Source organism: Bacillus sp. LJBV19, from assembly GCF_017797845.1.
In the GTDB taxonomy this organism is placed as follows: Bacteria; Bacillota; Bacilli; order Bacillales; family Bacillaceae; genus Bacillus; species Bacillus velezensis.
Window position 1 is genome coordinate 3,646,138 of the sequence record NZ_CP072563.1, and the last position, 22,093, is coordinate 3,668,230.

Annotated in this window: 23 protein-coding genes; 1 reads left to right on the forward strand and 22 read right to left on the reverse strand. The window is 46.4% G+C overall.

Translation table 11 applies throughout. The features are described 5' to 3' along the window. Positions 1-25: 25 nt before the first annotated feature. From pruA to J6600_RS17915, 18 genes are all read right to left on the reverse strand, one after another. Positions 26-1,573, reverse strand: coding sequence for an L-glutamate gamma-semialdehyde dehydrogenase (gene pruA, locus J6600_RS17830; protein ID WP_022553947.1), 1,548 nt, complete (start codon positions 1,571-1,573; stop codon positions 26-28). A gap of 207 nt (positions 1,574-1,780) precedes the next feature. Then, complete coding sequence (locus J6600_RS17835) at positions 1,781-3,067, reverse strand: Glu/Leu/Phe/Val family dehydrogenase (protein ID WP_014419156.1); 1,287 nt, start codon at positions 3,065-3,067, stop codon at positions 1,781-1,783. A gap of 231 nt (positions 3,068-3,298) precedes the next feature. Then, a complete protein-coding gene (locus J6600_RS17840; protein ID WP_209387702.1) occupies positions 3,299-4,234 on the reverse strand; it encodes a sensor histidine kinase in 936 nt (311 codons plus the stop codon). Between the two features lies 1 nt (position 4,235). Further along, positions 4,236-4,934 (reverse strand): response regulator transcription factor, encoded by a 699-nt coding sequence (locus tag J6600_RS17845; protein ID WP_014419158.1) that lies wholly within the window; start codon positions 4,932-4,934, stop codon positions 4,236-4,238. A 191-nt stretch (positions 4,935-5,125) separates the two neighbouring features. Beyond that, positions 5,126-5,992 carry a DUF4097 family beta strand repeat-containing protein gene (locus tag J6600_RS17850; protein ID WP_021494767.1) on the reverse strand — a complete coding sequence of 289 codons (867 nt, stop codon included), beginning with the start codon at positions 5,990-5,992 and terminating at the stop codon, positions 5,126-5,128. A 20-nt stretch (positions 5,993-6,012) separates the two neighbouring features. Further along, the gene (locus J6600_RS17855) at positions 6,013-6,717 is read right to left on the reverse strand and encodes an ABC transporter permease (RefSeq protein WP_209387703.1); all 705 of its coding nucleotides are present in this window, start codon (positions 6,715-6,717) and stop codon (positions 6,013-6,015) included. A gap of 65 nt (positions 6,718-6,782) precedes the next feature. Next, complete coding sequence (locus J6600_RS17860) at positions 6,783-7,709, reverse strand: ABC transporter ATP-binding protein (RefSeq protein WP_025649399.1); 927 nt, start codon at positions 7,707-7,709, stop codon at positions 6,783-6,785. A 358-nt stretch (positions 7,710-8,067) separates the two neighbouring features. Next, entirely contained in the window at positions 8,068-8,523 is a 456-nt protein-coding gene (locus J6600_RS17865; RefSeq protein ID WP_021494765.1) for a dTDP-4-dehydrorhamnose 3,5-epimerase family protein, read from the reverse strand. Beyond that, positions 8,520-9,368, reverse strand: a complete 849-nt coding sequence (gene rfbD / locus J6600_RS17870) for a dTDP-4-dehydrorhamnose reductase (protein ID WP_209387704.1) — start codon at positions 9,366-9,368, stop codon at positions 8,520-8,522. The genes J6600_RS17865 and rfbD overlap by 4 nt, the downstream gene beginning before the upstream one ends. 20 nt (positions 9,369-9,388) lie before the next feature. Further along, positions 9,389-10,336 carry a dTDP-glucose 4,6-dehydratase gene (gene rfbB / locus J6600_RS17875; protein WP_021494763.1) on the reverse strand — a complete coding sequence of 316 codons (948 nt, stop codon included), beginning with the start codon at positions 10,334-10,336 and terminating at the stop codon, positions 9,389-9,391. A 2-nt stretch (positions 10,337-10,338) separates the two neighbouring features. Beyond that, positions 10,339-11,076, reverse strand: a complete 738-nt coding sequence (locus tag J6600_RS17880) for a sugar phosphate nucleotidyltransferase (protein ID WP_029972897.1) — start codon at positions 11,074-11,076, stop codon at positions 10,339-10,341. Between the two features lie 27 nt (positions 11,077-11,103). Beyond that, the gene (locus J6600_RS17885) at positions 11,104-12,108 is read right to left on the reverse strand and encodes a PseG/SpsG family protein (RefSeq protein ID WP_209387705.1); all 1,005 of its coding nucleotides are present in this window, start codon (positions 12,106-12,108) and stop codon (positions 11,104-11,106) included. A 1-nt stretch (position 12,109) separates the two neighbouring features. Next, positions 12,110-12,850 (reverse strand): cytidylyltransferase domain-containing protein, encoded by a 741-nt coding sequence (locus tag J6600_RS17890; protein ID WP_199449056.1) that lies wholly within the window; start codon positions 12,848-12,850, stop codon positions 12,110-12,112. Then, positions 12,843-13,964: an N-acetylneuraminate synthase family protein gene (locus J6600_RS17895; protein WP_061860988.1), complete on the reverse strand. Its 1,122-nt coding sequence runs from the start codon at positions 13,962-13,964 to the stop codon at positions 12,843-12,845. Before J6600_RS17895 ends, J6600_RS17890 begins: the two co-directional genes overlap by 8 nt. After that, a complete protein-coding gene (locus J6600_RS17900) occupies positions 13,964-14,827 on the reverse strand; it encodes a GNAT family N-acetyltransferase (RefSeq protein ID WP_017418668.1) in 864 nt (287 codons plus the stop codon). Before J6600_RS17900 ends, J6600_RS17895 begins: the two co-directional genes overlap by 1 nt. After that, positions 14,828-15,997, reverse strand: a complete 1,170-nt coding sequence (locus J6600_RS17905; protein ID WP_104842929.1) for a DegT/DnrJ/EryC1/StrS family aminotransferase — start codon at positions 15,995-15,997, stop codon at positions 14,828-14,830. Between the two features lie 22 nt (positions 15,998-16,019). After that, entirely contained in the window at positions 16,020-17,444 is a 1,425-nt protein-coding gene (locus tag J6600_RS17910) for a capsular polysaccharide export protein, LipB/KpsS family (protein WP_209387706.1), read from the reverse strand. Between the two features lie 4 nt (positions 17,445-17,448). Beyond that, entirely contained in the window at positions 17,449-18,219 is a 771-nt protein-coding gene (locus J6600_RS17915; RefSeq protein WP_014419170.1) for a glycosyltransferase family 2 protein, read from the reverse strand. A 280-nt stretch (positions 18,220-18,499) separates the two neighbouring features. On the opposite strand from J6600_RS17915, the gene gerQ reads away from it, so the two are divergent. Continuing rightward, positions 18,500-19,096 (forward strand): spore coat protein GerQ, encoded by a 597-nt coding sequence (gerQ, locus tag J6600_RS17920; RefSeq protein WP_014419171.1) that lies wholly within the window; start codon positions 18,500-18,502, stop codon positions 19,094-19,096. 46 nt (positions 19,097-19,142) lie between these two features. On the opposite strand, the gene J6600_RS17925 is transcribed toward gerQ, so the two are convergent. From J6600_RS17925 to J6600_RS17940, 4 genes are all read right to left on the reverse strand, one after another. Continuing rightward, positions 19,143-19,514, reverse strand: coding sequence for a DUF423 domain-containing protein (locus J6600_RS17925; RefSeq protein WP_003150969.1), 372 nt, complete (start codon positions 19,512-19,514; stop codon positions 19,143-19,145). A 63-nt stretch (positions 19,515-19,577) separates the two neighbouring features. Further along, positions 19,578-20,897, reverse strand: coding sequence for a purine/pyrimidine permease (locus J6600_RS17930; RefSeq protein ID WP_053285328.1), 1,320 nt, complete (start codon positions 20,895-20,897; stop codon positions 19,578-19,580). 18 nt (positions 20,898-20,915) lie between these two features. Then, positions 20,916-21,338, reverse strand: coding sequence for a YwdI family protein (locus tag J6600_RS17935; RefSeq protein ID WP_160183220.1), 423 nt, complete (start codon positions 21,336-21,338; stop codon positions 20,916-20,918). A gap of 59 nt (positions 21,339-21,397) precedes the next feature. Beyond that, positions 21,398-22,081 (reverse strand): uracil-DNA glycosylase, encoded by a 684-nt coding sequence (locus tag J6600_RS17940; protein WP_209387707.1) that lies wholly within the window; start codon positions 22,079-22,081, stop codon positions 21,398-21,400. Positions 22,082-22,093: the final 12 nt, after the last annotated feature.

Sequence of the window (22,093 nt, forward strand, 5' to 3'; positions counted from 1 at the left end):
TTTTCATCGCGCTATTTCCGAAAGATTAATAGGCTTCAGACGTTGTTTTTGCCTGCATATGAAGAATCAGATAGTCAGGTCCTCCGGCTTTTGAATCGGTTCCTGACATATTGAAACCGCCGAACGGCTGGTATCCGACAATCGCTCCCGTACATCCGCGGTTGAAGTATAGATTCCCGACGTGAAAATCTTCGCGGGCGCGTTCAATGTGCGCGCGGGTTTTCGATAACAGAGCGCCCGTCAGTCCGTAATCGGTATTATTGGCAATCTCAAGCATATGGTCGAAATCACGGGCTTTTGAGATCGCGACGACCGGCCCGAAAATTTCCTCCTGCATCAGGCGGGCGTTTTCATCAACATCCGCAAAAATGGTCGGCTGAATAAAGTATCCTTTTGAATCATCACCTTCGCCTCCCGTCAAGAGTTTTCCTTCTGTTTTGCCGATTTCGATATACCTCATGACTTTATTATAAGATGCTTCGTGGATGACTGGCCCCATGTATGTATCAAAATCTTCCGGACTTCCGACGGTGAGTGATTTTGTTAAAGCGACGGCTTTTTCAACAACTTCATCATAGACGTCCTGATGAATGACCGCACGGGAACCGGCTGAACATTTTTGGCCTGAGAATCCGAAGGCGGAATACACGATTGAGGAAGCGGCAAGATCAAGATCAGCATCTCTGTCTACAAGCACCGTATCTTTCCCTCCCATTTCGGCAATGACCCGTTTCAGCCACTTTTGGCCCGGCTGTACTTTTGCGGCGCGTTCATAGATGCGGCATCCGACCGCGCGGGAACCTGTAAACGACACAAATCTCGTCTTCGGATGCTCAACCAGATAGTCGCCGATTTCTCCTCCGTCGCCCGGTATGAATTGGAGCACGCCGTCCGGCAGGCCCGCTTCTTTCATCACTTCAACAAATTTCGCCGCCACGACAGGCGCCGCATCCGCCGGTTTCAGCAGTATCGTGTTGCCTGTTACGATGGCTGCCGCCGCCGTTCCCGCCATGATCGCAAGCGGGAAGTTGAATGGAGAAATGACGATTCCCACCCCAAGCGGCTCATAGTGATACTGATTAAATTCTCCGTCACGGCTCTTTACAGGGGAACCGTCTTTCAGTTTCAGCATCTGACGGGCATAATACTCTAAAAAGTCGATCGCTTCCGCCGTATCAGCATCCGCTTCCTTCCACGGTTTTCCGGCTTCTTTCACTAGATACGCGGAGAATTCGTGCTTTCTTCTGCGGATGATGGCCGCCGCTTTAAACAGCACATTCGCGCGGTGTTCCGGCCGTACTTTTTTCCATGTTTGAAATGCCTGCAGCGCAGCCAGCATGGCCTTTTCCGCAAGTTCTTTTCCGGCTGCCGATACAGAACCGATCACTTCTTTTTTATCTGCCGGATTGACGGAAATGATCTTTTTATCCGTTTCAATCGCTTCACCATTGATGATAAGCGGATAATGCTTGCCGAGCTGTGAATTCACATAAGCCAGCGCTTCCTGAAACGATTGTTTATTTGTCTCTTCCTGAAAATTTGTAAATGGTTCGTGTGCGTATGAAACTGTCATTAGAATTCCTCCCCGTATTTTGTAATGTGTGCTCACGCTTTATGAAGATGCAAGAAGCATACCAGCATAGCAATTTGTGATAAAAATGAGAAAATCTTTGCCGAAAGCGGACGAAGCTTGTCCGAATCTGTCAGCTGCAATCTGAAAACGCAAAGAAATTTTGCGATCTGCTATATAACTGATGCAAAATCTCTTTGCGGGTAACACTTATACCCAGCCGCGGAACCGGGCCGCTTCAGCCGACTTTCTGATGCCCGTCATATAAGCGGCCAAACGCATATCGACTTTGTGGGTATGCGCTGTCTGATAAATGGATTCAAACGAATTCACCATGACGCTGCGCAGTTTTCCGGCGACTTCCTCCTCAGACCAGTAAAAGCCTTGATTATTTTGCACCCATTCAAAATAAGACACCGTCACGCCGCCGGCGCTTGCCAAAATATCCGGCACGAGAAGCACGCCTCTTTCATTCAGGATTTTCGTGGCGTCTATCGTTGTCGGCCCGTTCGCCGCCTCCACAATGATTGAGGCTTTAATGTGATGGGCGTTTTCAGCCGTAATCTGATTGGAGATTGCGGCAGGCACGAGAATATCACAGTCCTTTTCCAGCAGCTCCCGGTTCGTTATGACATCCGAGAAGAGATTCGTCACCGTGCCGAAGCTGTCCCGCTTATCCAGCAAGTAATCAATGTCAAGGCCGTCAGGGTCATACAAAGCGCCGTGGGCGTCTGAGATGCCGATCACCTTGGCGCCGGCGTCATGCATAAATTTAGCGAGAAAGCTCCCCGCATTTCCGAACCCCTGAATGATGATCCGCGCATTTTCCAATGGAATCCCTTTTTTCTTAACGGCTTCCTCAATACAAATCGTGACGCCTTGCGCGGTCGCTGTCTCCCGCCCCTGTGAACCGCCGAGAACGATCGGTTTGCCCGTAATGAATCCCGGTGAATCAAATTCTCTCAGGCGGCTGTATTCGTCCATCATCCATGCCATAATCTGCGAGTTGGTATATACGTCGGGAGCCGGAATATCCTTTGTCGGACCGACGATCTGGCTGATCGCACGCACATATCCGCGGCTCAGCCGTTCCAGCTCTCCGAATGACATCGTCCGCGGATCACAGATGATGCCGCCTTTTCCGCCCCCGTAAGGAAGATTTGTGATGCCGCATTTTAAAGTCATCCAGACCGAAAGCGCCTTAACCTCTTCTTCACTGACTTCCGGATGAAACCGCACGCCTCCTTTTGTCGGGCCGACTGCGTCATTATGCTGTGAGCGGTAGCCCGTGAAAACCTGTACTGAGCCATTGTCCATTTTGACAGGGATGCGGACGGTCAAAAGCCGCATCGGCTCTTTCATCAATTCATACATATTGTCAGGGTACCCCAGTTTGCGCAGGGCCTCTTTTATGATCGATTGTGTTGACAAGAACAAATTAAGAACTTCTTTTTCTTCATCTTTCTGATTGCTTTTAGAAAGCGGGTTGGCTGACATGTTTTATCACCTCATCGTATTTTACGTGTAAGCTTCAATTACCGGCAGAACAAAATGTAAGCGCTTTTACACCAAAACCCATCAATCCCTTTCACATTGTCGTTACGCCCCTTTTTATATGCAAGATTCATGCCAGGTTTTTGTGTGTAAAAAAAGAGGCTGTTGTCAGCCTCTCAGATTAAAGAGAAAGGGGATTTGAAGACGTATACAGAAGAAACCTTACTGCATTTATTAAAATTTAATACGTCTTAAACGTACAGAAAACGTTGTTTCTTTGAAGGGGACACTATTTAGAGATATACTTCCTTCCATTTGCTCTACTAATCTCTTAGTAATCGTCAGCCCCAATCCGCTTCCCTGATAATTGGTATTTCTCGAGTCCTCCAATGTGTACATTCGTTCAAAGACACGGTCTTTATGCATTTCATTTATTCCTTTTCCTTTATCTGATACTTCTACAAAAACATCATTATCAGTTATTCTGATCTTTAAACCCACCATCTTACCATCGGAACCATATTGAATTGCATTCGTAATTAAATTATTCAGAACCCTCTCAATTGCATCTTCATCTCCGCTAACAAAGACAGAATCATCGGGTATATCAATCACTACTTCAAATTCTTTGCTGATTAAAATTTCGTAGTAATCCAAAATTATTTTTCGGCTGACTTCACATATGTCAATTCGTGAAGAATTTAATTTTTTATCTCCTGACTCTAATTTTACAAGTTCAAAAAAACGGTTTATTAACGCTAATACCTCGACCGTTTTTAAATTAACTGTTTTTAGTAAACTCATAACCTTTTCCGAAGTCAGACTTTTATCGTTATTTATCATTTCAATATAACCTAGTATAACTGTTAAAGGCGTCTTTAAATCGTGTGAAATATTTGATAACATTTTTCGCATTGACAGTTCAATACTATTGTAGTTCCCTTTGATCTTTTGATTATGGTCTAAAAGACGGTTTATTTGAATTAACAAGGATTTTATATATTTATCTTCCGTGTTAAGCAATAATCTTTCGCCTGTCTCTTCATTAACAACTTTTCGAAGTTTATTTCTTATATATTTAATCTCAGTCCTTAGATTTAATCGGCTTCGGAAAAGAAATATATTTACTGCTGCAGAGCATATGAATAAAATAACCAACATATAAAACAATTTAAAAATCTCCCAACTTATAACCGATTCCCCACAAAGTTTTTATGTACATTGGATGAGATGGATCGTCCTCAATTTTCTCTCTAAGCCGTCTAATATGAACATTAATTACATTCTCATCTCCATGATACTCATCTTCCCATACGGATTTATAAAGTTGAGACTTAGTATATACTTGTGAAGGATTAGAAATAAAGAGTTTTAAAATATTAAATTCTTTTGCCGTGAGATTAATCTTTTCATTGAATTTTTTAACAGAAAAGCCATGCAGGTCAACACTTAAATCACCTATTTTAATGATTTTTTCTTCCTTTGAAGACAGGGAGCTCTTATAGTGTCTTTCTCTTCTAATGGTTGCTTTAATTCTGGCTATTACCTCCAGCATAGAAAAAGGTTTAGAAATATAATCATCAGCCCCGAGGCCGAGACCAAGTGCCTTATCTACATCTTCATCTTTTGCAGACATGATAAGAACGGGAACCATACTTTTGGAACGAATCATTCTTAAACATTCCATCCCATCTATCTTCGGAAGCATTAAATCCAACAATATAACCTCAAACTTTTGGGTGTTCAATATGTCTAAAGCTTCTTCACCATCAAAAGCTGCTGTTACTTCAAACCCTTCTTTCGTTAAGCTTTCGCTTACCATATCGCTTATGAATTGGTCGTCTTCTACAATTAATATTTTGTAACCCAAGCTTTCCGCTCCTTAAATATAAAACTGATATTCTTAATTCACTGTTTATTTCAATCATTATACAGATAATTAATCTCATTATAATTATTTTTTATACAAAAGGAGATAAATATTCCAAAATATTTTAAATACAAACAAATAAGACAACCATTCTTCAATAGCGGGAATTGTTGTCTTGTGTTTTTCTCTTTTTATCTCACCTTTATCGAACCATCTTCACTAGATAGACTCACTTTATTACTTCCTGCGCCAATTTCACCTTTTTTCAGTTTTACGCCATCATGGCTCTTATTAAGCCCATCTAGATCAAACGTTACATCAGAATTACTCTGAGCAAAAACAGCAAGTGAAGTTGGCGCTTTTTTATAAGATACACCTATATCTCCTGATTTCGTATTTACTGATAAAGATGTTCCTTCTGTTATGTCCTTGATTGAAACCGCTCCATCTTTAGAAGTAACCTTTACATTGGAACTATGTATTTCCTTCATCTCGTTATCGCCGCTTGCAGATGTTATATTTAATTTCTCAAAAGAACTATTTTCAACGCTTAACGCCCCATCCTTGGATGAAAACTTTCCAGTATGAGCCGAAACATTATTGATTTTTTCATCACCGGAATGATTATCAACGACAATATGTTCAGCTGAAATTTCACTTAATTGTATATTCCCATCTTTATTGGTTATTTCAATATTGTTCATACCTGAATCGGGAACATTAATATAGATTGTGCCGCCCTGCTTCCCAAAAGTAAATCCATCCAAAAAGCCGCCATTCTTTTGTTCTTTTTGACTAACGACCAAATCTCTCCCATTTTCTTGAAATGTAACTGGAGCCTTATCTTTCTGTTTCCCCTCAGCAGATATTGTTACCTTATTTAAATTACTCTTTTTAAACTTCACATCCCATGAGTCAGTATATACTTTTAAAGTATCAATTTTTTCAACATTGTAGGACACGTTCTTTTTAAAGTTTTTAGTATCTGTCTTATAAAGGCTTAAAACAATTCCGCCGATTACGATTAACACTGCACATGATGCTATAATCTTCTTCATTGTATAATTTCTCCTTTTATCTACAATAAATCTTTCTGATCCACCTTACGGTAAGAAAGATAACCCACTAAAAAACCAAATAAACAAAGTATAATTGGAATGATAATAAATTGACTTAAACTGACTGTTTCTCCTCCGTCGGAAACTGTTGCATTGATAAAGACCCCGATTATGACAGCCCAAGTGATTGTAGCAGAAGTTGATTTTTTTCTCATGCCGAAAAATAAAGGAATCAGACTCACTCCTCCCATCATAAAAGCGGTGAGAAGAGTCGATGGCATAGCGGAAACAACTTCACTCATTTCAACAGGCTTCTCGAATAAATATAAGTGCGGACTCACGAAGAGAATTAACAAGTTAATAACAAACGTAGCAATAACAATACTTACAAAGCAGAATAGGAAGACAATAGATAGTTTAGCTTGCATTAATTTTTTTCTTTGTAAAGGATAAGTAAACAGCAATTGTATTGTTTTATTTTTATATTCATCAATAACTAAACGGGATAAAATCACAGCAGAAAAACAAATAAACACAATTCTAATTAAAATATTAGTTAGAGATATAAAATCTGCATAATCACGAAACATAAGTTCATTTTCATTTTTAGATTCCCATCCCATAAGAGCCACTAAGGCAAAGATGATGAATATCCAAAGTGCCACCCATTTAAAATACTGTGATAAGTGATGTTTTTTGTACTCTAATTTCATAAGTTTTAACATTTCAATTAGCCTCCGGCAGAAGAATTTAAGACAATGCAAATAGGTGCATAACACAGACAGGCAATCTATCTAGTGTGTATTCCCTCCCCATTCATAGAATTTAAGAAGTATTCTTCTAAAGAACTGTGTTTTTTATTTATACTTTCTATACCAATGTCATTCAGAATAAGTGCTTTAGAGATTTCTTGTTGTGTAACTGCTGTTTCATAGATACGAATTAATTGCTGGTCAATCATTTTAAAATTTCTTATCCCCAGATTTTGCTCTAAAATATATAACGCTTTTTTTATATTTTGGACTTTTACCTCTACATACTCTGTTTGTTTTCCGTTTATACTCTTCATAGAAACTTCTTTTATTAACTTGCCATTCTGTATGATACCAACAGTATCTGACATTTGTTCCATTTCGGCTAAAATGTGACTGGAGACTAATAATGTAATTCCATATTCTCTGCAAAGTAACTTAAAGAGATCCCTCAACTCTTTTATACCTATTGGATCCAGACCGTTAATCGGCTCGTCTAAAATGAGAAGTTCTGGTCTTGTAGAAATAGCTCTGGCTATTCCTAACCTTTGTTTCATTCCTAAAGAAAACTCTTTCACTTTTTTATTATCAATATTATGTAACTTTACAAGCTCGATAGCGTGGTCAATTGATTTTTTATCGTAATAGCCCATATATTCACAATGGAAATCTAAATTTTCTTTAGCAGTGAGGTTGTCATAGAAAATGGGATATTCAATAATGGTGCCCATTCGTTTTAAAACTTCAAATGACGTATCTGTTAATTTCTCACCGAAAATTTCTATTTCCCCACTTGTTGGCTTGATTAAATTGGTAATCATTTTCATAATGGTTGTTTTACCTGCACCATTGGGACCCAAGAATCCATAAATCTCTCCTTTTTTCACGTGCATATTAACCCCGGAAACAACTTCTTTTCCTTTAAATGTTTTTGTAAGCTGACTCGTTTTTAAGATGTATGTCATTCGCTTTCCCCTTTCCATATATACTCCTACTATATAAAGGAAAGTTCTCTTTTCCCTTAAGCAAATATTACTTTTTTCTTAAGATTTTTCTAATTAAATCCTAATCCTATCCCCATTCTATAAATCATTTATTGTTTTTTAGGATGTATGTTCTTCATAGGAGAAGAACATAAGAATCTCTTAATTTTTGGTTCCATTAAGGATTAACCGACATCTTCCAAGACATTTTTGATGAAATTGTCCTTCAGGCCAGCAATCATGATAGTCGACGGTCGTATCTTATTCACTAGCTCCATTCACAGCAAATGCTAACATCAGCACAAAAAAACGAAGACATCCGCTGTCTTCGTCTTGTGCGCTACCGGTGAGCCGTCTGCCAGTCAAATCCGATGGTGTCATCATTCCACGGGATTCTTTTTTCGTCAGGCTGATCCGGATTGTAGGACATTGTCGTGAAATAAATAATGGTCAGCGGGGTTTCGCCCAGCACTCTGTATCCGTGTGCGACGCCTTTGGGAATGAGAAGGAGCATCGGATTGTCTTCTCCCATGTAGTAGACATCCGTTTCTCCCTTGGTTGCCGACTCTTCGCGAAGGTCATGGAGCACGACCTGGGCGTGGCCCGTCGGGAAAAACCACAGGTCATCCTGTTTCTCATGATAGTGAAATGCTTTAATGACGCCGGGATAGCTTTTGGACCAGGAAGCCTGCCCGAAATGCTCTAAGAGATGTTCATCGTCACGGACGAGTTCTGAGAAAAAACCCCGGTCATCGCTGTGTTTGATCAGCTTTTTGATTTTTACGCCTTCGATCACTTGCACTGTCCCTCCCTTTGTAAATAATCCTGCAGCGCTTCCCGCCAATGCCTCATGCCGAGCCCCTGCCGTTCAATCGACTCAAGACTCAACACCGAATAAGCGGGGCGCGGCGTCTCATTTCCGTATTCCTCCGTCGTGACGGGCAGCACGGCGGCGGTTCTGCCGCTTTCTTCAAAAATAGCCTTGGCAAATTCATACCAGCTGCACACTCCGCTGTTTGCGGCGTGGTACAAGCCCGGCGGCCTGTCAAACAGACCGATCACCGTTTCGGCTAAATCCTTTGTGTACGTCGGCGCTCCGACTTGGTCGCTGACAACACGCACCTGATCATGTGTATCCGCAAGCTTCAGCATCGTATTGACAAAGTTGTGCCCGCCGCTGCCGTACACCCACGATGTTCTGATAATGGTGTAGTTTTTTCCCGTTAACCGGATCAGTTCTTCGCCGAGTTTTTTGCTTTTTCCGTAAATCGTGCCCGGATCTGCGGGATCGTCGGTCTGGTATGGCCGTGTTCCTTTGCCGCTGAAGACGTAATCGGTGCTGATGTGAATGAATTTCGCGCCGGTGTTTTCAGCCTCAAGCGCGGCATAATAAGCGCCGATTCCGTTTATTAAATACGCTTTGTCGAGCTCCGTTTCACATTTGTCAACGGAGGTGTATGCCGCCGTATTGACGACGATATCCGGCTTGTAATGGCTGAACGAGTGCCGCACCGAACGCTGGTCGGATATGTTCATCATCGCTTTTGTCAAGGCGATCACTTCATACCCTTCCCGCTTCAGCTGGCGGCATAACTCCCGTCCCAGCTGGCCGGCCGCTCCGGTTACTAATACCTTCGTCAATCGGATCCCCTTCTTTCCGATTAGTCTTGGCTGTCTGTATACCAGCGAATGGTTCTTCTCATTCCTTCTTCAAATGTGACGTCCTGCCGCCATCCCAGCTCATTTTTCAGCTTTGAAGCATTGATGGCGTAACGGCGGTCATGCCCTTTTCTGTCTTCGACATGAGCAAACCGTTCCTCGACACCGAGCTCCTTCATGATAAATGACGCAAGCTCTTTATTCGTCCGTTCATTTCCTCCGCCGATATTGTAAATGTCACCGAGTGTTCCTTTTTCCAGGACGAGCTTAATGGCGCGGCAATGATCTTCGGCAAACAGCCAGTCTCTGATCTGCAATCCGTCGCCATACAGCGGAACCGGCGTGCCGTTTACGGCATGCCTGATAATGGTCGGAATCATTTTCTCGTGATGCTGGTACGGCCCGTAATTGTTGCTGCATCTTGTAATGATGGCTGGAAGCTTATGAGTTTTCACATAAGACATGACGAGCAGGTCTGAGCTTGCCTTGCTGGCGGAATACGGATTGTTCGGAGAAAGCGGCGTCGTCTCTGTAAAAGCGGGATCATCCGGCGCCAAATCTCCGTACACCTCATCTGTGGAAATGTGAATCAGTCTGCCGGCTTTTCCCTGCAACACCGCGTCCGCCAGTCGGTATGTGCCCATCACATTTGTTGTGATGAACGGCTCCGCCTGATTTATGCTTCTGTCCACATGGGATTCAGCCGCAAAATGAATGACAGCGTCATACATGTGGGAAAAGACTTTGTCAATGTCCTCTTTTTTAGAAATGTCACCTTTGATAAAACGGAAACGGCCGTTCTTTTTTAAGGCTTCTATTTCAAGCGGCCTGCTTGCATACGTGAGATTATCCAAGACGGTAATCTGCGCGTCCGTTTCTTTCAGCATCATCTTTGTGAAGGTAAGGCCGATAAATCCGGCGCCGCCTGTAATTAAATATGATTTTGGCATGATTAATGCTCCTGTCCTTTCTGTATTGCCTGATGCGCCAGGCTTCCGGCGAGGTAGAGCGATTCATGCGTGCCCGCATCCACCCACCAGCCCGTTAACACATCATACGTCAGCTCACTGTGTTCAATGTATAAATTATTGACATCTGTAATTTCCAGTTCGCCGCGTTTTGAAGGGGAAATTTGTTCAATATAAGAAAACACTTCTGCGTCGTACATGTAGATCCCTGTGACGCATAGTCTGGTCGGCGGCTGCTCCGGCTTTTCAATGATCGACTTGATCCGTTTGTTTTCCTCATCAATCTCAGCGATGCCGAAGCGCTCCGGATCGTCAACTTCTTTCAGCAGCACTTTCGCTCCTTTTCCCTGCTTTGCGAAACGCTCCGTATAAGGTTTTAATGAATCTTCAAAAATATTATCTCCCAAAAGCAGAACGAACGGATCGCGCCCGGTAAACCGCTTTGCGTATGATAAACCGTCGGAAATGCCGGATGCGGCTGGCTGAACCTGATATGTGATTGAGACGCCGAGTTCTTCTCCGGTTTCGAGAAGTTTATGAAATTGCGGAATATATTCTTTTTGCGTAATCAGCAAGATATCCGTAATCCCCGCTTCTTCCAGCTTCATGATCGACCAGTAAATCATCGGATATGGACCGACAGGGAGTAAATGCTTATTGACCGCTTTTGTCAGCGGCATAAGGCGTGAGCCGGTGCCTCCGGCTAAGATAACACCTTTCACATGAACACTTCCTTACGTGTGGTTTTATCACAAATCATAAAGAATCGCCGCCGCCCGTTTGATGCCCCTGCCGTCAACCAGCGGCTTTCCGTTTTGATGAAGTCCGGACCGCATCGGATAATCAGCGGCCATGTCAGACATATGCCGTGCAAGAACGTCCGCTGATATGCATTCACCAAGGCCGAGATGAACGGCGGCCCCCCGTGCGGCGAATTTTTCCGCCGTCTCAGTTTGATGCTCCACTTGAGAAAGTACGATGCAGGGCACACCCGTACAAATGGTCTCATATAAAGTGATCCCGCCGGACACGACGGCCATATCAGCCCTCGAAAGAAGCGCGGCCATGTCATTTGTCTGCCTTACCATCTCGGCATAAGGCATTTGTGTAAGATGCGCGCCCACGCCATCAGCATGAGGCGCGGCGCCGCCCATGACGATGATCACTCGTTTTCGCTGAATATCGGGGATGCGGCGGCATGCTTCCATCACTTTAAAGACAAGCTTCTTCGGGTCGCTTCCTCCTAATGAAACCAATATGGTCCGGCATTCTTTATTCAGCTGATAAAGCTTCTTTGCTTTTTCAAAACCCGGATGAAGAATGATATATTCCGGGCCTTCATATACCGCGGCGCTGCCCATTTGAACCGTCCGGCTTTTCAGCCCTCCGTAAATGCCGTTTATAACGGCATCGCATAAATGAATGACATGTTCCCGTTTTTCTTCAAATAAGACGATACGTGCCGATGAATGCTTTTTGACTTCCTCTAACCAGTCACACGGCATATCGAGCAGATCGAATATGAGAAGGTCAGGAGCCTGCCTGTTTATTTCCCGGACAATAAATTCCTTCTGTCCCTTGTCAGGCTTGATGATCACTTCCCATTGATCAGAAGACAGATAAGAAGAAGCCTCTTTATTTGTGTAGAACGTTATTGAGCAATTGTTCTTAATGGCACCGGCAAGCAGCTTCATCCGGACCGCGTGCCCCATGCCGATGTCACGGCCCCCGTCCGCGAAAATCAGAACCCGCATGCTAATCAGCCTCTTTTTGCCGGATCATTTGATTAATGGCCCTGAGCTCCGGATCACTATTCAGCAGATGGATCAATTCTCTTGCCGGAATATCAGGACGCGAGCCCGCTTTTACGTACAGCTCGCGGGCCAGCCTGTAGTCCTCTTCGGTATCGACGGTCAGCCGCAAGTGAGGAGCCCGGAGTTCCTGCGGGGGCTCAGGAAAGAGAAGCCGGTACTTCTCAGAGGATTCTCTTATTAAAAGCGTGACATGCTCCTGATATTTGTCCGCCAGCGTTTTGTCGGCATTGATCTCTGTTAAAAGGCGCGCGTTTACCGCCTCGCCGCCGATGCCGAGCGGTGTACCGCAGATATACGTGTAGTCTGCGTGCTGATCTAAATGCGATTGAATCAGAAAATCAAGCAGCGAAGGGTCGACAAACGGGTTATCCCCCGTCAGTCTGACTGCGATGTCCGGTTTTACTTGTTCGATGACTTGTGCAAACCGGTCAAGCACACGCTGCTCGCTGCCGCGGTGCACACGGTAGTGGTTGCTGATGCAGTACGCAGACAGAATGTCGTCGGTCTTGCTGTCAGACGAGGCGACGATCAGATTATCCCGCGATTGCTCATAATACTTGCTTTGCCGAACCCTTTTGACAATCATATCGAGGATCGTATACCCGCCGATCGGTTTCAGCACTTTACCGGGAAGACGCCCGCTTCCCATCCGCGCCTGAATGATAAACAAAATGTCAGTCATCATATGGGCTGCCTTTCGTCAAAAGGTCATCCCAAGTGATGCCCGTGTCGGCGGGGATATCCCTGACCGCACGCGCGCCGTCAGTTAAAAGCTCAAAATATCTCGGGTGGAGCCCCTGCGGTTTTTGGCCGGGACGAAGGACGGCAAGGTTTTCAGCCGTAAAACATTCGCCTTTTTGAATCGGCGCTGTTGAAAAAATGCCTCTGTAAGCGAACCTTCTGATATCCCCTTCAATCGGTGTCGTCGTTTTATGGGAACTTCCCGACAGCACTTCCGGAACCGGAGAGTGATGCCCCTGCCGCAGCTCCGCTTCAACTGAGCGGATCGCCGCAACCATTTCTTTTAATTCATCCGGATTGAGAGCGAAGGAGTGATCAGCACCGGGCAGGTTTTTATCGATCGTAAAATGCTTTTCAATCAGTTTCGCTCCGAGCCTGACAGCCGCGCACGGCACATCATACGGATGGGCGCTGTGATCGGAGAAACCGATCACTGCATCCGGGAATGCGGCGGCAAGCATGGGAATGACGCTCAGATTGCTGTATTCAGGCGGCGCGGGATATTTCGCCACACAATGCATGATCGCAATTTCTGTGTTCCCCTCGCCGGTAATGGTTTGATAAGCCTCCTGAATATCTGAAATATCAGCGCCCGCGGTGGAAAAAATAATCGGGGTCTTCAGCCCCGCGACATATTTCAATAACGGCAGATGGTTCAGCTCGTAGGAGGCGATTTTAAAGGCTGAAGGGGAAGTCGCATACAGTAAGTCGGCAGAGCCTTCGTCACATACTGTGCTTAAAAACAGCACGCCTTTTTTCTTACAATATTCAAGCAGCGGTTCGATCCACTCGGCGGGCATTTCCATTGATTGCACCAAAGAAAATATAGAGACGTTTTTTCCCGCAGCGGTTTTGTACAAGCCGGGGTCTTTCTGATACATTTTGTCAGCCTGAAACATTTGGAACTTGACCGCGTCCGCGCCGGCCTCACTGGCCGCATCTATCAATTCAAACGCCTGGCTCAGTTTTCCGTCATGATTAATTCCGGCTTCGGCGATGATGAATACGGGCGAACCTTCGCCGATTGACTTCGTTCCGATTTTGCATGATGCCATCAGTCCGCCTCCTTCCCGGGCCACACATGATAGTAGTAATAGGACGCATCCGCTTTAAATCCCATTCTTTCATACAGGCGGATGGCTCTTACATTGTGGAGCTGCGTTCCCGCTGATACAGTCTTATGCTGAAAGCGCAATGATTGTTCAATCACGTGCGCCGCTAAATGGAATCCCGCTCCTTTTCCTTCAAAGCCCGGCTTTACCGCCATCAGATCAAGGACGAATTCATCGCCTTTAGACAGCCCCTGAACAAAGCCCACGGTCTCTCCCTTATATGTGGCGGCGAATTGTAACGAAGCTCTGCCTTCCGCGTTATTCCGCGCCCACTCTTCAAACAGGCGGTTTGCACTTTCATAGCTGAGGCGGGGATCTTGGTAATACCTGCTTTTTGTAAAGGCGTCGCGGGCCAGCCGGCTGATCGCTTCCGTGTCGCCGGGTCCGGCTTCTGTAATCTCAAATGGCGGCGTGCTGTTATAAACACGCACCGGGCTGACGAGTTTGAGCAGACTCCCTACAAAATAAGCGTTCGGAAGCTGCTGAACGACCTGCATCGCGCCGATATCTTCAGCCGGTATTTTAATAAATATAAAATCAGTGCCTGCCGCCCGCCTTGCCGCGTAAAATTCCTGAAACAGCCTTTTGAGCTGTCCGGTGCTGTTTGCGGCTGCAAGCTTCACATTGATGATATTTTTTCGGAACAATTGACTTTCCCACGAAGAGTTTTCATATAAAATCACGCCTTGAAGGCTGTTTTCCTCCAATAAACAGAGCGACGATTCATAGGCTTCCGGCTGGATGCCCTTCTGATGCAGGAAGGCATGAATCATGTCCTGAGCAAGATTTTCCCTCAGTCTGTACACCTAATCAGCCCCTTTGACGATATCCGTAACGGCTGCAATGACGTATTCAACGTCGTCATCTGTCATTGACGGATAAAGAGGGAGTGACACGGTGCGGTGATAATACGCTGCCGCGGCCGGAAAGTCAGTTTCCTTATATCCGTACGTTTTTTGATAATATGGATGGAACGGAACCGGAATAAAATGAACACTTGTGCCGATATGATATTGGTCTTTTAAAGCGGAAATCATATCGTTCCGGCTGACCCCGGCCTCCTGCTCCTCTATTTGAAGAACATACAGATGCCATGCATGCCGCCCGTCATCACTGACATGCGGGATGGTCAGCCCTTTCATGTGTCTGAAGGCATCCTGGTAGCGGCTCGCAATGTCGGCTCTTCTTTGCTGCATGCTGTCAATCCGTTTCAGCTGATGAAGCCCAAGCGCTGCCTGAAGATCAAACATATTCATTTTATAGCCGGGCGTTTCGACCTCGTAGTACCAGCTTCCGTTTGAAGAATAGCGGTTCCACGCGCCTTTGCTCATGCCGTGAAGGCTGAGCACCCTGATCTGATCGGCAAGCCCGTCATCGTCCGTCGTCAGCATGCCGCCTTCACCGGTTGCCAGGTTTTTTGTCGCGTAGAAGCTGAATGCCGTCGCATCACCGATTGATCCGATCATTTTCTGTTTATAAGTGGTATACACGGCATGTGCGGCATCCTCTAAGACAAATAACTGATGCTTTTCGGCAATGGCCAGAATCTCATCCATATCACACGACTGGCCGGCGAAATGAACGGGTACAATCGCCTTTGTCCGCGGGGTGACGGCCGCCTCAATTTTTTTAGGGTCCGCATTCAGCGTAAGCGGATCGATGTCAACAAACACCGGAACGGCGCCTGTGTGCACGATTGTATTGGCTGTAGAACTGAACGTCACGGCAGACGTGATGACCTCGTCGCCGGGACCGATCCCTTTCGCTTTCAGGGCCAAAAACAAAGCGGCGGTACATGAGTTCAGCGCGATCGCGTGCTTTGCCCCCGTCCATGCGGCAAAGGCTTTTTCAAACGCCTCTACTTTCGGTCCCTTTGAAAGCCAGCCCGATTCAAGCGTATCAATAACCTCCTGAATTTCGTCCTTCCCGATCATGGGCAATGAATAAGGAAGAAAAGCTGATCTTTTTTGCACCATTTTCTTTGCGCTCCTATCTTTTTTATGAAGGGTCAACCCGTCTGAAGCTGACTCCGGTTTTTTCCTGAAGCACTTGGCATAAAGCGGCAAGCGAATCCTGAACCGGGTAGTTCGCGGCGACAAAAGCACGGCGCGCCTGTTCCGCTTTTTGATATTCCGCGGGGCTTTCGCATATCCGGATTAATTCCTGAGCAAGTGCCTGCGGGTCCTCAAAAACAAATTCTCCAAGTGAATGATAATAAGGGTATCGGCGGGTTCCCGCTGATTTTCCGATCAGCACGGGCTTTTGAAACAGCATCGCTTCAAGACCGACCGTTGATGTCTGAGTCACCGCAGCGTCAACATAAGGGAGAATGTCATACAGCTCCATCTCTTTTTTGATGATTTTTCCTGCTTTATATTTCCGCAGCACCTGATTGTAAGCATCCAGCTTGTTTTTGCCGATTTCCCACGGATGCGGTTTAATAATGAGCTGCATGTTCTTTTGGCCGGCAAGCTTTTCAAGCACGCCCGTATAAAATTCATCAGAAAACGGCTGCGTGGCGATCAGCACCGTCCGCTGTGACGGGAGAAAAGAAAGTTTGCGGTAAAACGTGTCTTGATCTATCGGCTCTCTTGAGAAAATCTCGTCGAAACGAGGATGCCCCGTGATGATGATTTGTTCATCCCTGCAGCCTTTTGCTTTATACCACTCCGCTTCATAAGCCCCGAATACAGCCTGATAGTCCGTAAATACGGGCAGAAACGCTTCATCTCCCATGAGCGCTCCGTGCTGCAGACAGATGCTGACGGCGTTTTTTTTCGCTGACATCAGCGCCAGCACACGGCTGTAAATATCCTCCGCCGTGCCGACTACAACGGCGGAAATCTTCTCGGCCGTAAACAAAATATCAACGGCGTCAATCGCTTCAATAAATAATGGAATGTCTTTATACAAACGTTCCTGAAATTCTCTGTTTCCGAAAGCGGGATGGCTGTGAAGCTCTTTCAAAATGGAATGGGCTTTTTCAATATAAGGGACGGGGTTCCCTTTTTGCCCCATTCCCGTCAGCTCCAATTTGCAGATAACGGGCAGCCCGTAATGGTCAGGCAGACTCCATCTGGCCAGTACCGCTGTTTTTGCCGGATCAAACTGCCGGTAGTTTCCCTCGGTGAACCGAAGATGATCGAAATGCAGAATGACTTTTCCGTTTACCGGTTTCTCATCTGTTTTCTTAATGTTTTGCCTTTTTTGATCATAATATGGCTGTATACCGGCTTCAGGAATATGCTGATCAGCCGGACCGAAAAGCTCTGGGTTCTGCTCCATGCTCTCCCGAAGCGCCGGACTGATATATTGATAAAAATTACTGATCAATGCGAGCGGGATGTCTTTGTAGCGAAGTGACTGAAAAAGGTCAATATACTGCCGGTACAGCACCCAATAATTCGCTAAGTATGCCGACAAGCCCTCACCCCTTTCCAAGCTTTTTTAATGATTCCCTCAGCTCCCGGCACGTGGTCTGCTGCGGAAGGCTGTTCACAAACTCGTTTTTCTCCGCCGCGAAAAGCTGATAATGGATGGATTGATCAGTAATATAATTGATATCAAGCTCCTCAGAAATCGGGTAAAACGGATAAAAATGATTCACTCTCCAGAAGAAACGGGCGTCACCGATCCGGTAAAACGCCGGGCTTTCATCCCAATAGGAACCGAATGCCGATTTGACCTGTTCCAGCACGGAAAACCGGTGCATGACCGAACAATGGTCAATGGCGCACGGCGCGTTCCACACGATCCGTTCGGCGGGCCTGGCCGTCTCCTTCACCGTCTCTTTCCGCTGATTCAGATGATAGGTTTTGGAACTTGAATACACGACGGCTTTTTCCGGGTCTTCATCAAGCTCTTTCACCATTTTCTCAAGCCGTTCCGGCACATACGTGTTGTCGTCGGTCGCATACGTCACGTACTCGCCCTCCGCCATTTCTATTGCCTGATTAATCAAGGCGGCGTAGCGTGTTTTTTCCGTTCTTTCTTTGACGCCCGATACATCGCTTTGATAAAACCGGACGCGGGCATCCGTGAGAAAAGGACGTATTTCCGCCAATGTCGCTTCATTTGAGTTGTCATCCATAATGAACAGCTCAAAGTCCGTAAACGTCTGAGACAGAATACTTTTAATAGAGCGGGCCACATAGTCACTTTTGTTATAGCTCGTCATGATCACTGACACTTTAGGCAACTCGTCACCCCCTTTTCGCACCTGAAACTACCGCTATCATATGTTCATTATGCGGAAGATGCGATAGGAATACAGACTATTATGTGAAAAGTCAGCATTGCGCGCACAAAAAAAACCGGCTCTGATGTCCGGACTCATTGGAGCGTATTTTCTTTTTTCGCATAAATCTTTCTGCGGGCTCATATGGTGGAATAGATAAAAACAGCAGCTTCTCTGTCGGCTGTCTGATACTTGTCAGGAGGTTTCAGCATGAAGAGGTTTTCATCAAAGGAGGAACAATATGAAACCGAAAAAGAATCAATATCAGCAAATGCAAGGGATGGGGATGGGAATGGATATGCAAGGATACCAGCCGCAGCTCGGGCCTAATCCTTATCCGCAGCCTCAGGGCGGCCAAGGATCGCAAATGATGCCGATGCAGCAGCAAATGACAATGCCGATGCAGCAAGGCCAGCAGGGCTTCGGCGGGGGGTTTCCCGGCCAGCCGCAGCAGCAGGGCCAGCAGGGCTTCGGCGGGGGGTTCCCCGGCCAGCCGCAGCAGCAGGGCGGCGGCAGCTTTCAGATTCCGTCAGGTCCATCATCGTCACAAAACGTTCCCGGCATGCTGCCGATTGAAGAGTCATACATTGAAAATATTCTGCGGTTGAACCGGGGCAAAACGGCGACGATTTATATGACATTTGAAAACAGCAAAGAATGGAATTCAAAGATTTTCCGCGGTGTGATTCAGGCGGCGGGACGTGACCATATCATCATCAGCGATCCGAAAACGGGCACCCGCTATCTGCTTCTGACCATTTACCTTGATTACATCACGTTTGATGAGGAAATCGCTTATACTTATCCGTACTCCATGTCTTCTTATTCTCCGAGATAAATCAAAAAGCCAATCGCTCACTTGACAGAGGATTGGCTTTTTTTCTTTATAAATATTTGACGGCCGCGACGATAATCATAATCCAAGAGATGATAAACGCCACGCCGCCGAGCGGTGTAATCGCGCCGAGAATAGAAATCTGCGTCACGCTCAATACGTACAGGCTTCCTGAAAACAGAACGATGCCCGCAAACATCAGCCAGCCCGCAACAGAAACACTGCCTGCGCCAGAGAGCTTTTCGGCCAAAAACGCGACAGCCAGAAGACCGAGCGCGTGATACATATGATATTGCACGCCTGTGTGCCACACCTGCAAATATTTATCGGGGATTTTCCCTTCAAGCCCATGCGCGCCGAAAGCGCCCAGCGCCACGGCCAATAAAGCGTTAATCGCACCAAGAATAATAAACACTTTCATCTATTTTTCTCCCGCCTTTTCGTTAAAGTTTCCAATTCAATCATAACCCAACATCGGCAAAATTCAACGTCCGTCATCCGATGACACGAGATTGTCGGATTTTTTCTTTTTGATAAGCTGGATTCGGTCAATCGCTATCGCCAGCAGCGTCCCGAGCACAAGGCCGTTGCTTAAGAGCGAAATCAGGATCGGGTGCATCCCTGATAACGCGCTCTCCGGCACAAACATTACGCCGACCCCCGTCAGGAGCGCCAGACCGATAATGGAGCGGATTCGTTTTTGCTCCGCTTTCTCATAAGAGTCAAACTCCGTAAAGGCAAGACCCGCCATCGTGGAGAAAACGACGAAGTTTACCGCAAAGCCGACCGGTGAGGGCAGACTCGCAAACGCATTCATAAATAGCGGGATCATACTGATGATCATGACAAATACACTTCCCAAAAGAAACGGCTTTTTCGAAGGAAGCTTCGTCGTCTCAATAAAACCGGCCGCCCCTGAAATCGGTACAGGCGCAATGCCCCCTGACAGCCCGCTCAAAAGGTGGCTGATCGAAGCCGCAAACCCTGCCGGACGCTCACGCCGTTTCCCAACGGTACCGCCGAATTTTTTCACCGCCGCTTCTACAACCCGGATGCTCGCGAGCATGTTGACAATTAAAAGCACGGTAATGAAGAGTGACGTAATGATCAGGCCGCTGTCAAACACTGGTTTTCCAAACGGAAAAAGAGCCGGCAGCTGAATCACGCGGTCCGGTATTTGAATCGGTTTGGCAGCGCCGAAGACGGCGAATAAGATCCATCCGCCGGCAAGCGAAAGGAGAATCGCATACTGTCTTAAGAACGTAACATTCGATCGGGACATGATGAACATCGCCGCCGTCACAACCATGGCGAGCCCGAATACAAGGCCGTCGACGCTGTTTTTTAAATAGCCGATGCCCAAAAGGCCTTTCACAATCGGCTGACTCAGCTGCATGACCAACAGCAGCAGATACACACCGGTCACAACCGGCGTAAACAGCACGGCCAGCCGTTCAATCACTTTAAAAAGGCTGAACAAAAAGAAAAAGACAGCGCTTAATAACAGCGCCCCCTGCAGCGCCCGCAGCGTCTCGCCGAATGTCGCAAACACCGTGCCCGTCAGTCCGCCGTAAATCGTATATACGCCCCACCATAAGCCTGCCGGGCTTTCATTAATCGGCAGACGATGTCCCTGGAGACATTGGATGACCGCGGCGACGCCAAGCACAAAAAATGTGCTCTGAATCAATGCGGCAGAATCGGCATGGTTCAAGTGAAATGATTGTGCGATGGCGACAGGAACTACAATCGCAGCCGCAATCATAAATGCCGTCCATTGCAAACCCCCGAGTATCAGTTTCAAGTCAATCAACCTCTCCTGTTAAAAATCGAAAATGGAATCCCCGTTTCCGTCTTCCTCACGTTCGTCTTTCGCTTTTTTCTGATATTGGTTCAGCCCGGCGCTGCCCATCATTTTTTCAAGCAGCAGCGGGTCTGTCGAAGGAGACGCGGAAGGTTTCGGCGCCGCTTTCGGAATCGGATTCTGCACAGGCGCCGGAGCGGTGTGCGTCTGAGTGCCGAGCACGACATCACACAGAGAGCGGATGGCGGCCGCGTGCATTTTGACCTCCTCGGTGCGGGTCGCCGTTTTCGCCTGCCTCAGTTCTTCTTCCATCTTCTGAATCAAAGCAGAGATATGTATGTTCATGAGTAAATCCTCCAGCAGTAATTTGTCTTCTTCCTGCATTTTATCAAATTTCTGAGCGAATCGCAGAATTGAGTTTGTTATTTTTTCTGACCGCATACCGCCCGGAACGTCCAAAAAGACGCTTCCGCCGGGCGGAAGCGCCTCAAAAAAACCGTTTATTGCGGCAGGTCGGGGATGCACCAATCGATCGGCTGCTCCCCCATTTTTTCAAGGGCGGCGTTTGTACGGGAAAACGGTCTGCTCCCGAAAAAGCCGTTCCTTGCCGAAAACGGGCTCGGATGAGTCGATTCAATAATAATGTGTTTCGATGTGTCAATGCGCTCTTTTTTCATCTGCGCGTGACGCCCCCACAGGATAAAGACAATCGGATTCTCTCTTTCATTCACCACATCAATGATGCGGTCGGTGAGCCGCTCCCACCCCTTGCCTTTGTGGGAATTGGCCTGACCGCGGCGAACCGTAAGCACTGTGTTTAACAAAAGCACTCCCTGCTTCGCCCAGCTGACGAGTGATCCGTGGTTCGGTACGGAGCAGCCGATATCGTCCTGAAGCTCTATGAAAATATTTTTCAAAGACGGCGGCTGTCTGATCCCGGGCTGAACGGAAAAACTAAGCCCGTGCGCCTGTCCTGGTCCGTGATACGGGTCCTGTCCGAGAATGACCGCTTTTACATCCTCATAGGGCGTATAATGCAAGGCGTTAAAAATATCATGGCTGTCAGGATAAATCGTTTGGCCGCTGTATTCTTGTTTCAGCATTTCTCTCAGCTCTTGATAATACGGTTTGTCAAATTCATCTTTCAGCTGATTCCACCAGCTGTCCTTTAAAAGCTGTTTCAAACTGTCCGTCCC

Excerpts from the sequence above, each read along its gene's own strand:
- J6600_RS17935 (WP_160183220.1), bottom strand. The coding sequence starts at position 21,338 with ATGCGGTCAGAAAAAATAACAAACTCAATTCTGCGATTCGCTCAGAAA.
- J6600_RS17855 (WP_209387703.1), bottom strand. The coding sequence starts at position 6,717 with ATGTTAAAACTTATGAAATTAGAGTACAAAAAACATCACTTATCACAG.
- J6600_RS17890 (WP_199449056.1), bottom strand. The coding sequence starts at position 12,850 with ATGACTGACATTTTGTTTATCATTCAGGCGCGGATGGGAAGCGGGCGT.
- pruA (WP_022553947.1), bottom strand. The coding sequence starts at position 1,573 with ATGACAGTTTCATACGCACACGAACCATTTACAAATTTTCAGGAAGAG.
- J6600_RS17885 (WP_209387705.1), bottom strand. The coding sequence starts at position 12,108 with ATGCGGGTTCTGATTTTCGCGGACGGGGGCCGTGACATCGGCATGGGG.
- J6600_RS17895 (WP_061860988.1), bottom strand. The coding sequence starts at position 13,964 with ATGGCATCATGCAAAATCGGAACGAAGTCAATCGGCGAAGGTTCGCCC.
- rfbB (WP_021494763.1), bottom strand. The coding sequence starts at position 10,336 with ATGCCAAAATCATATTTAATTACAGGCGGCGCCGGATTTATCGGCCTT.
- J6600_RS17860 (WP_025649399.1), bottom strand. The coding sequence starts at position 7,709 with ATGACATACATCTTAAAAACGAGTCAGCTTACAAAAACATTTAAAGGA.
- J6600_RS17925 (WP_003150969.1), bottom strand. The coding sequence starts at position 19,514 with ATGAAAGTGTTTATTATTCTTGGTGCGATTAACGCTTTATTGGCCGTG.
- gerQ (WP_014419171.1), top strand. The coding sequence starts at position 18,500 with ATGAAACCGAAAAAGAATCAATATCAGCAAATGCAAGGGATGGGGATG.
- J6600_RS17850 (WP_021494767.1), bottom strand. The coding sequence starts at position 5,992 with ATGAAGAAGATTATAGCATCATGTGCAGTGTTAATCGTAATCGGCGGA.
- J6600_RS17905 (WP_104842929.1), bottom strand. The coding sequence starts at position 15,997 with ATGGTGCAAAAAAGATCAGCTTTTCTTCCTTATTCATTGCCCATGATC.
- J6600_RS17835 (WP_014419156.1), bottom strand. The coding sequence starts at position 3,067 with ATGTCAGCCAACCCGCTTTCTAAAAGCAATCAGAAAGATGAAGAAAAA.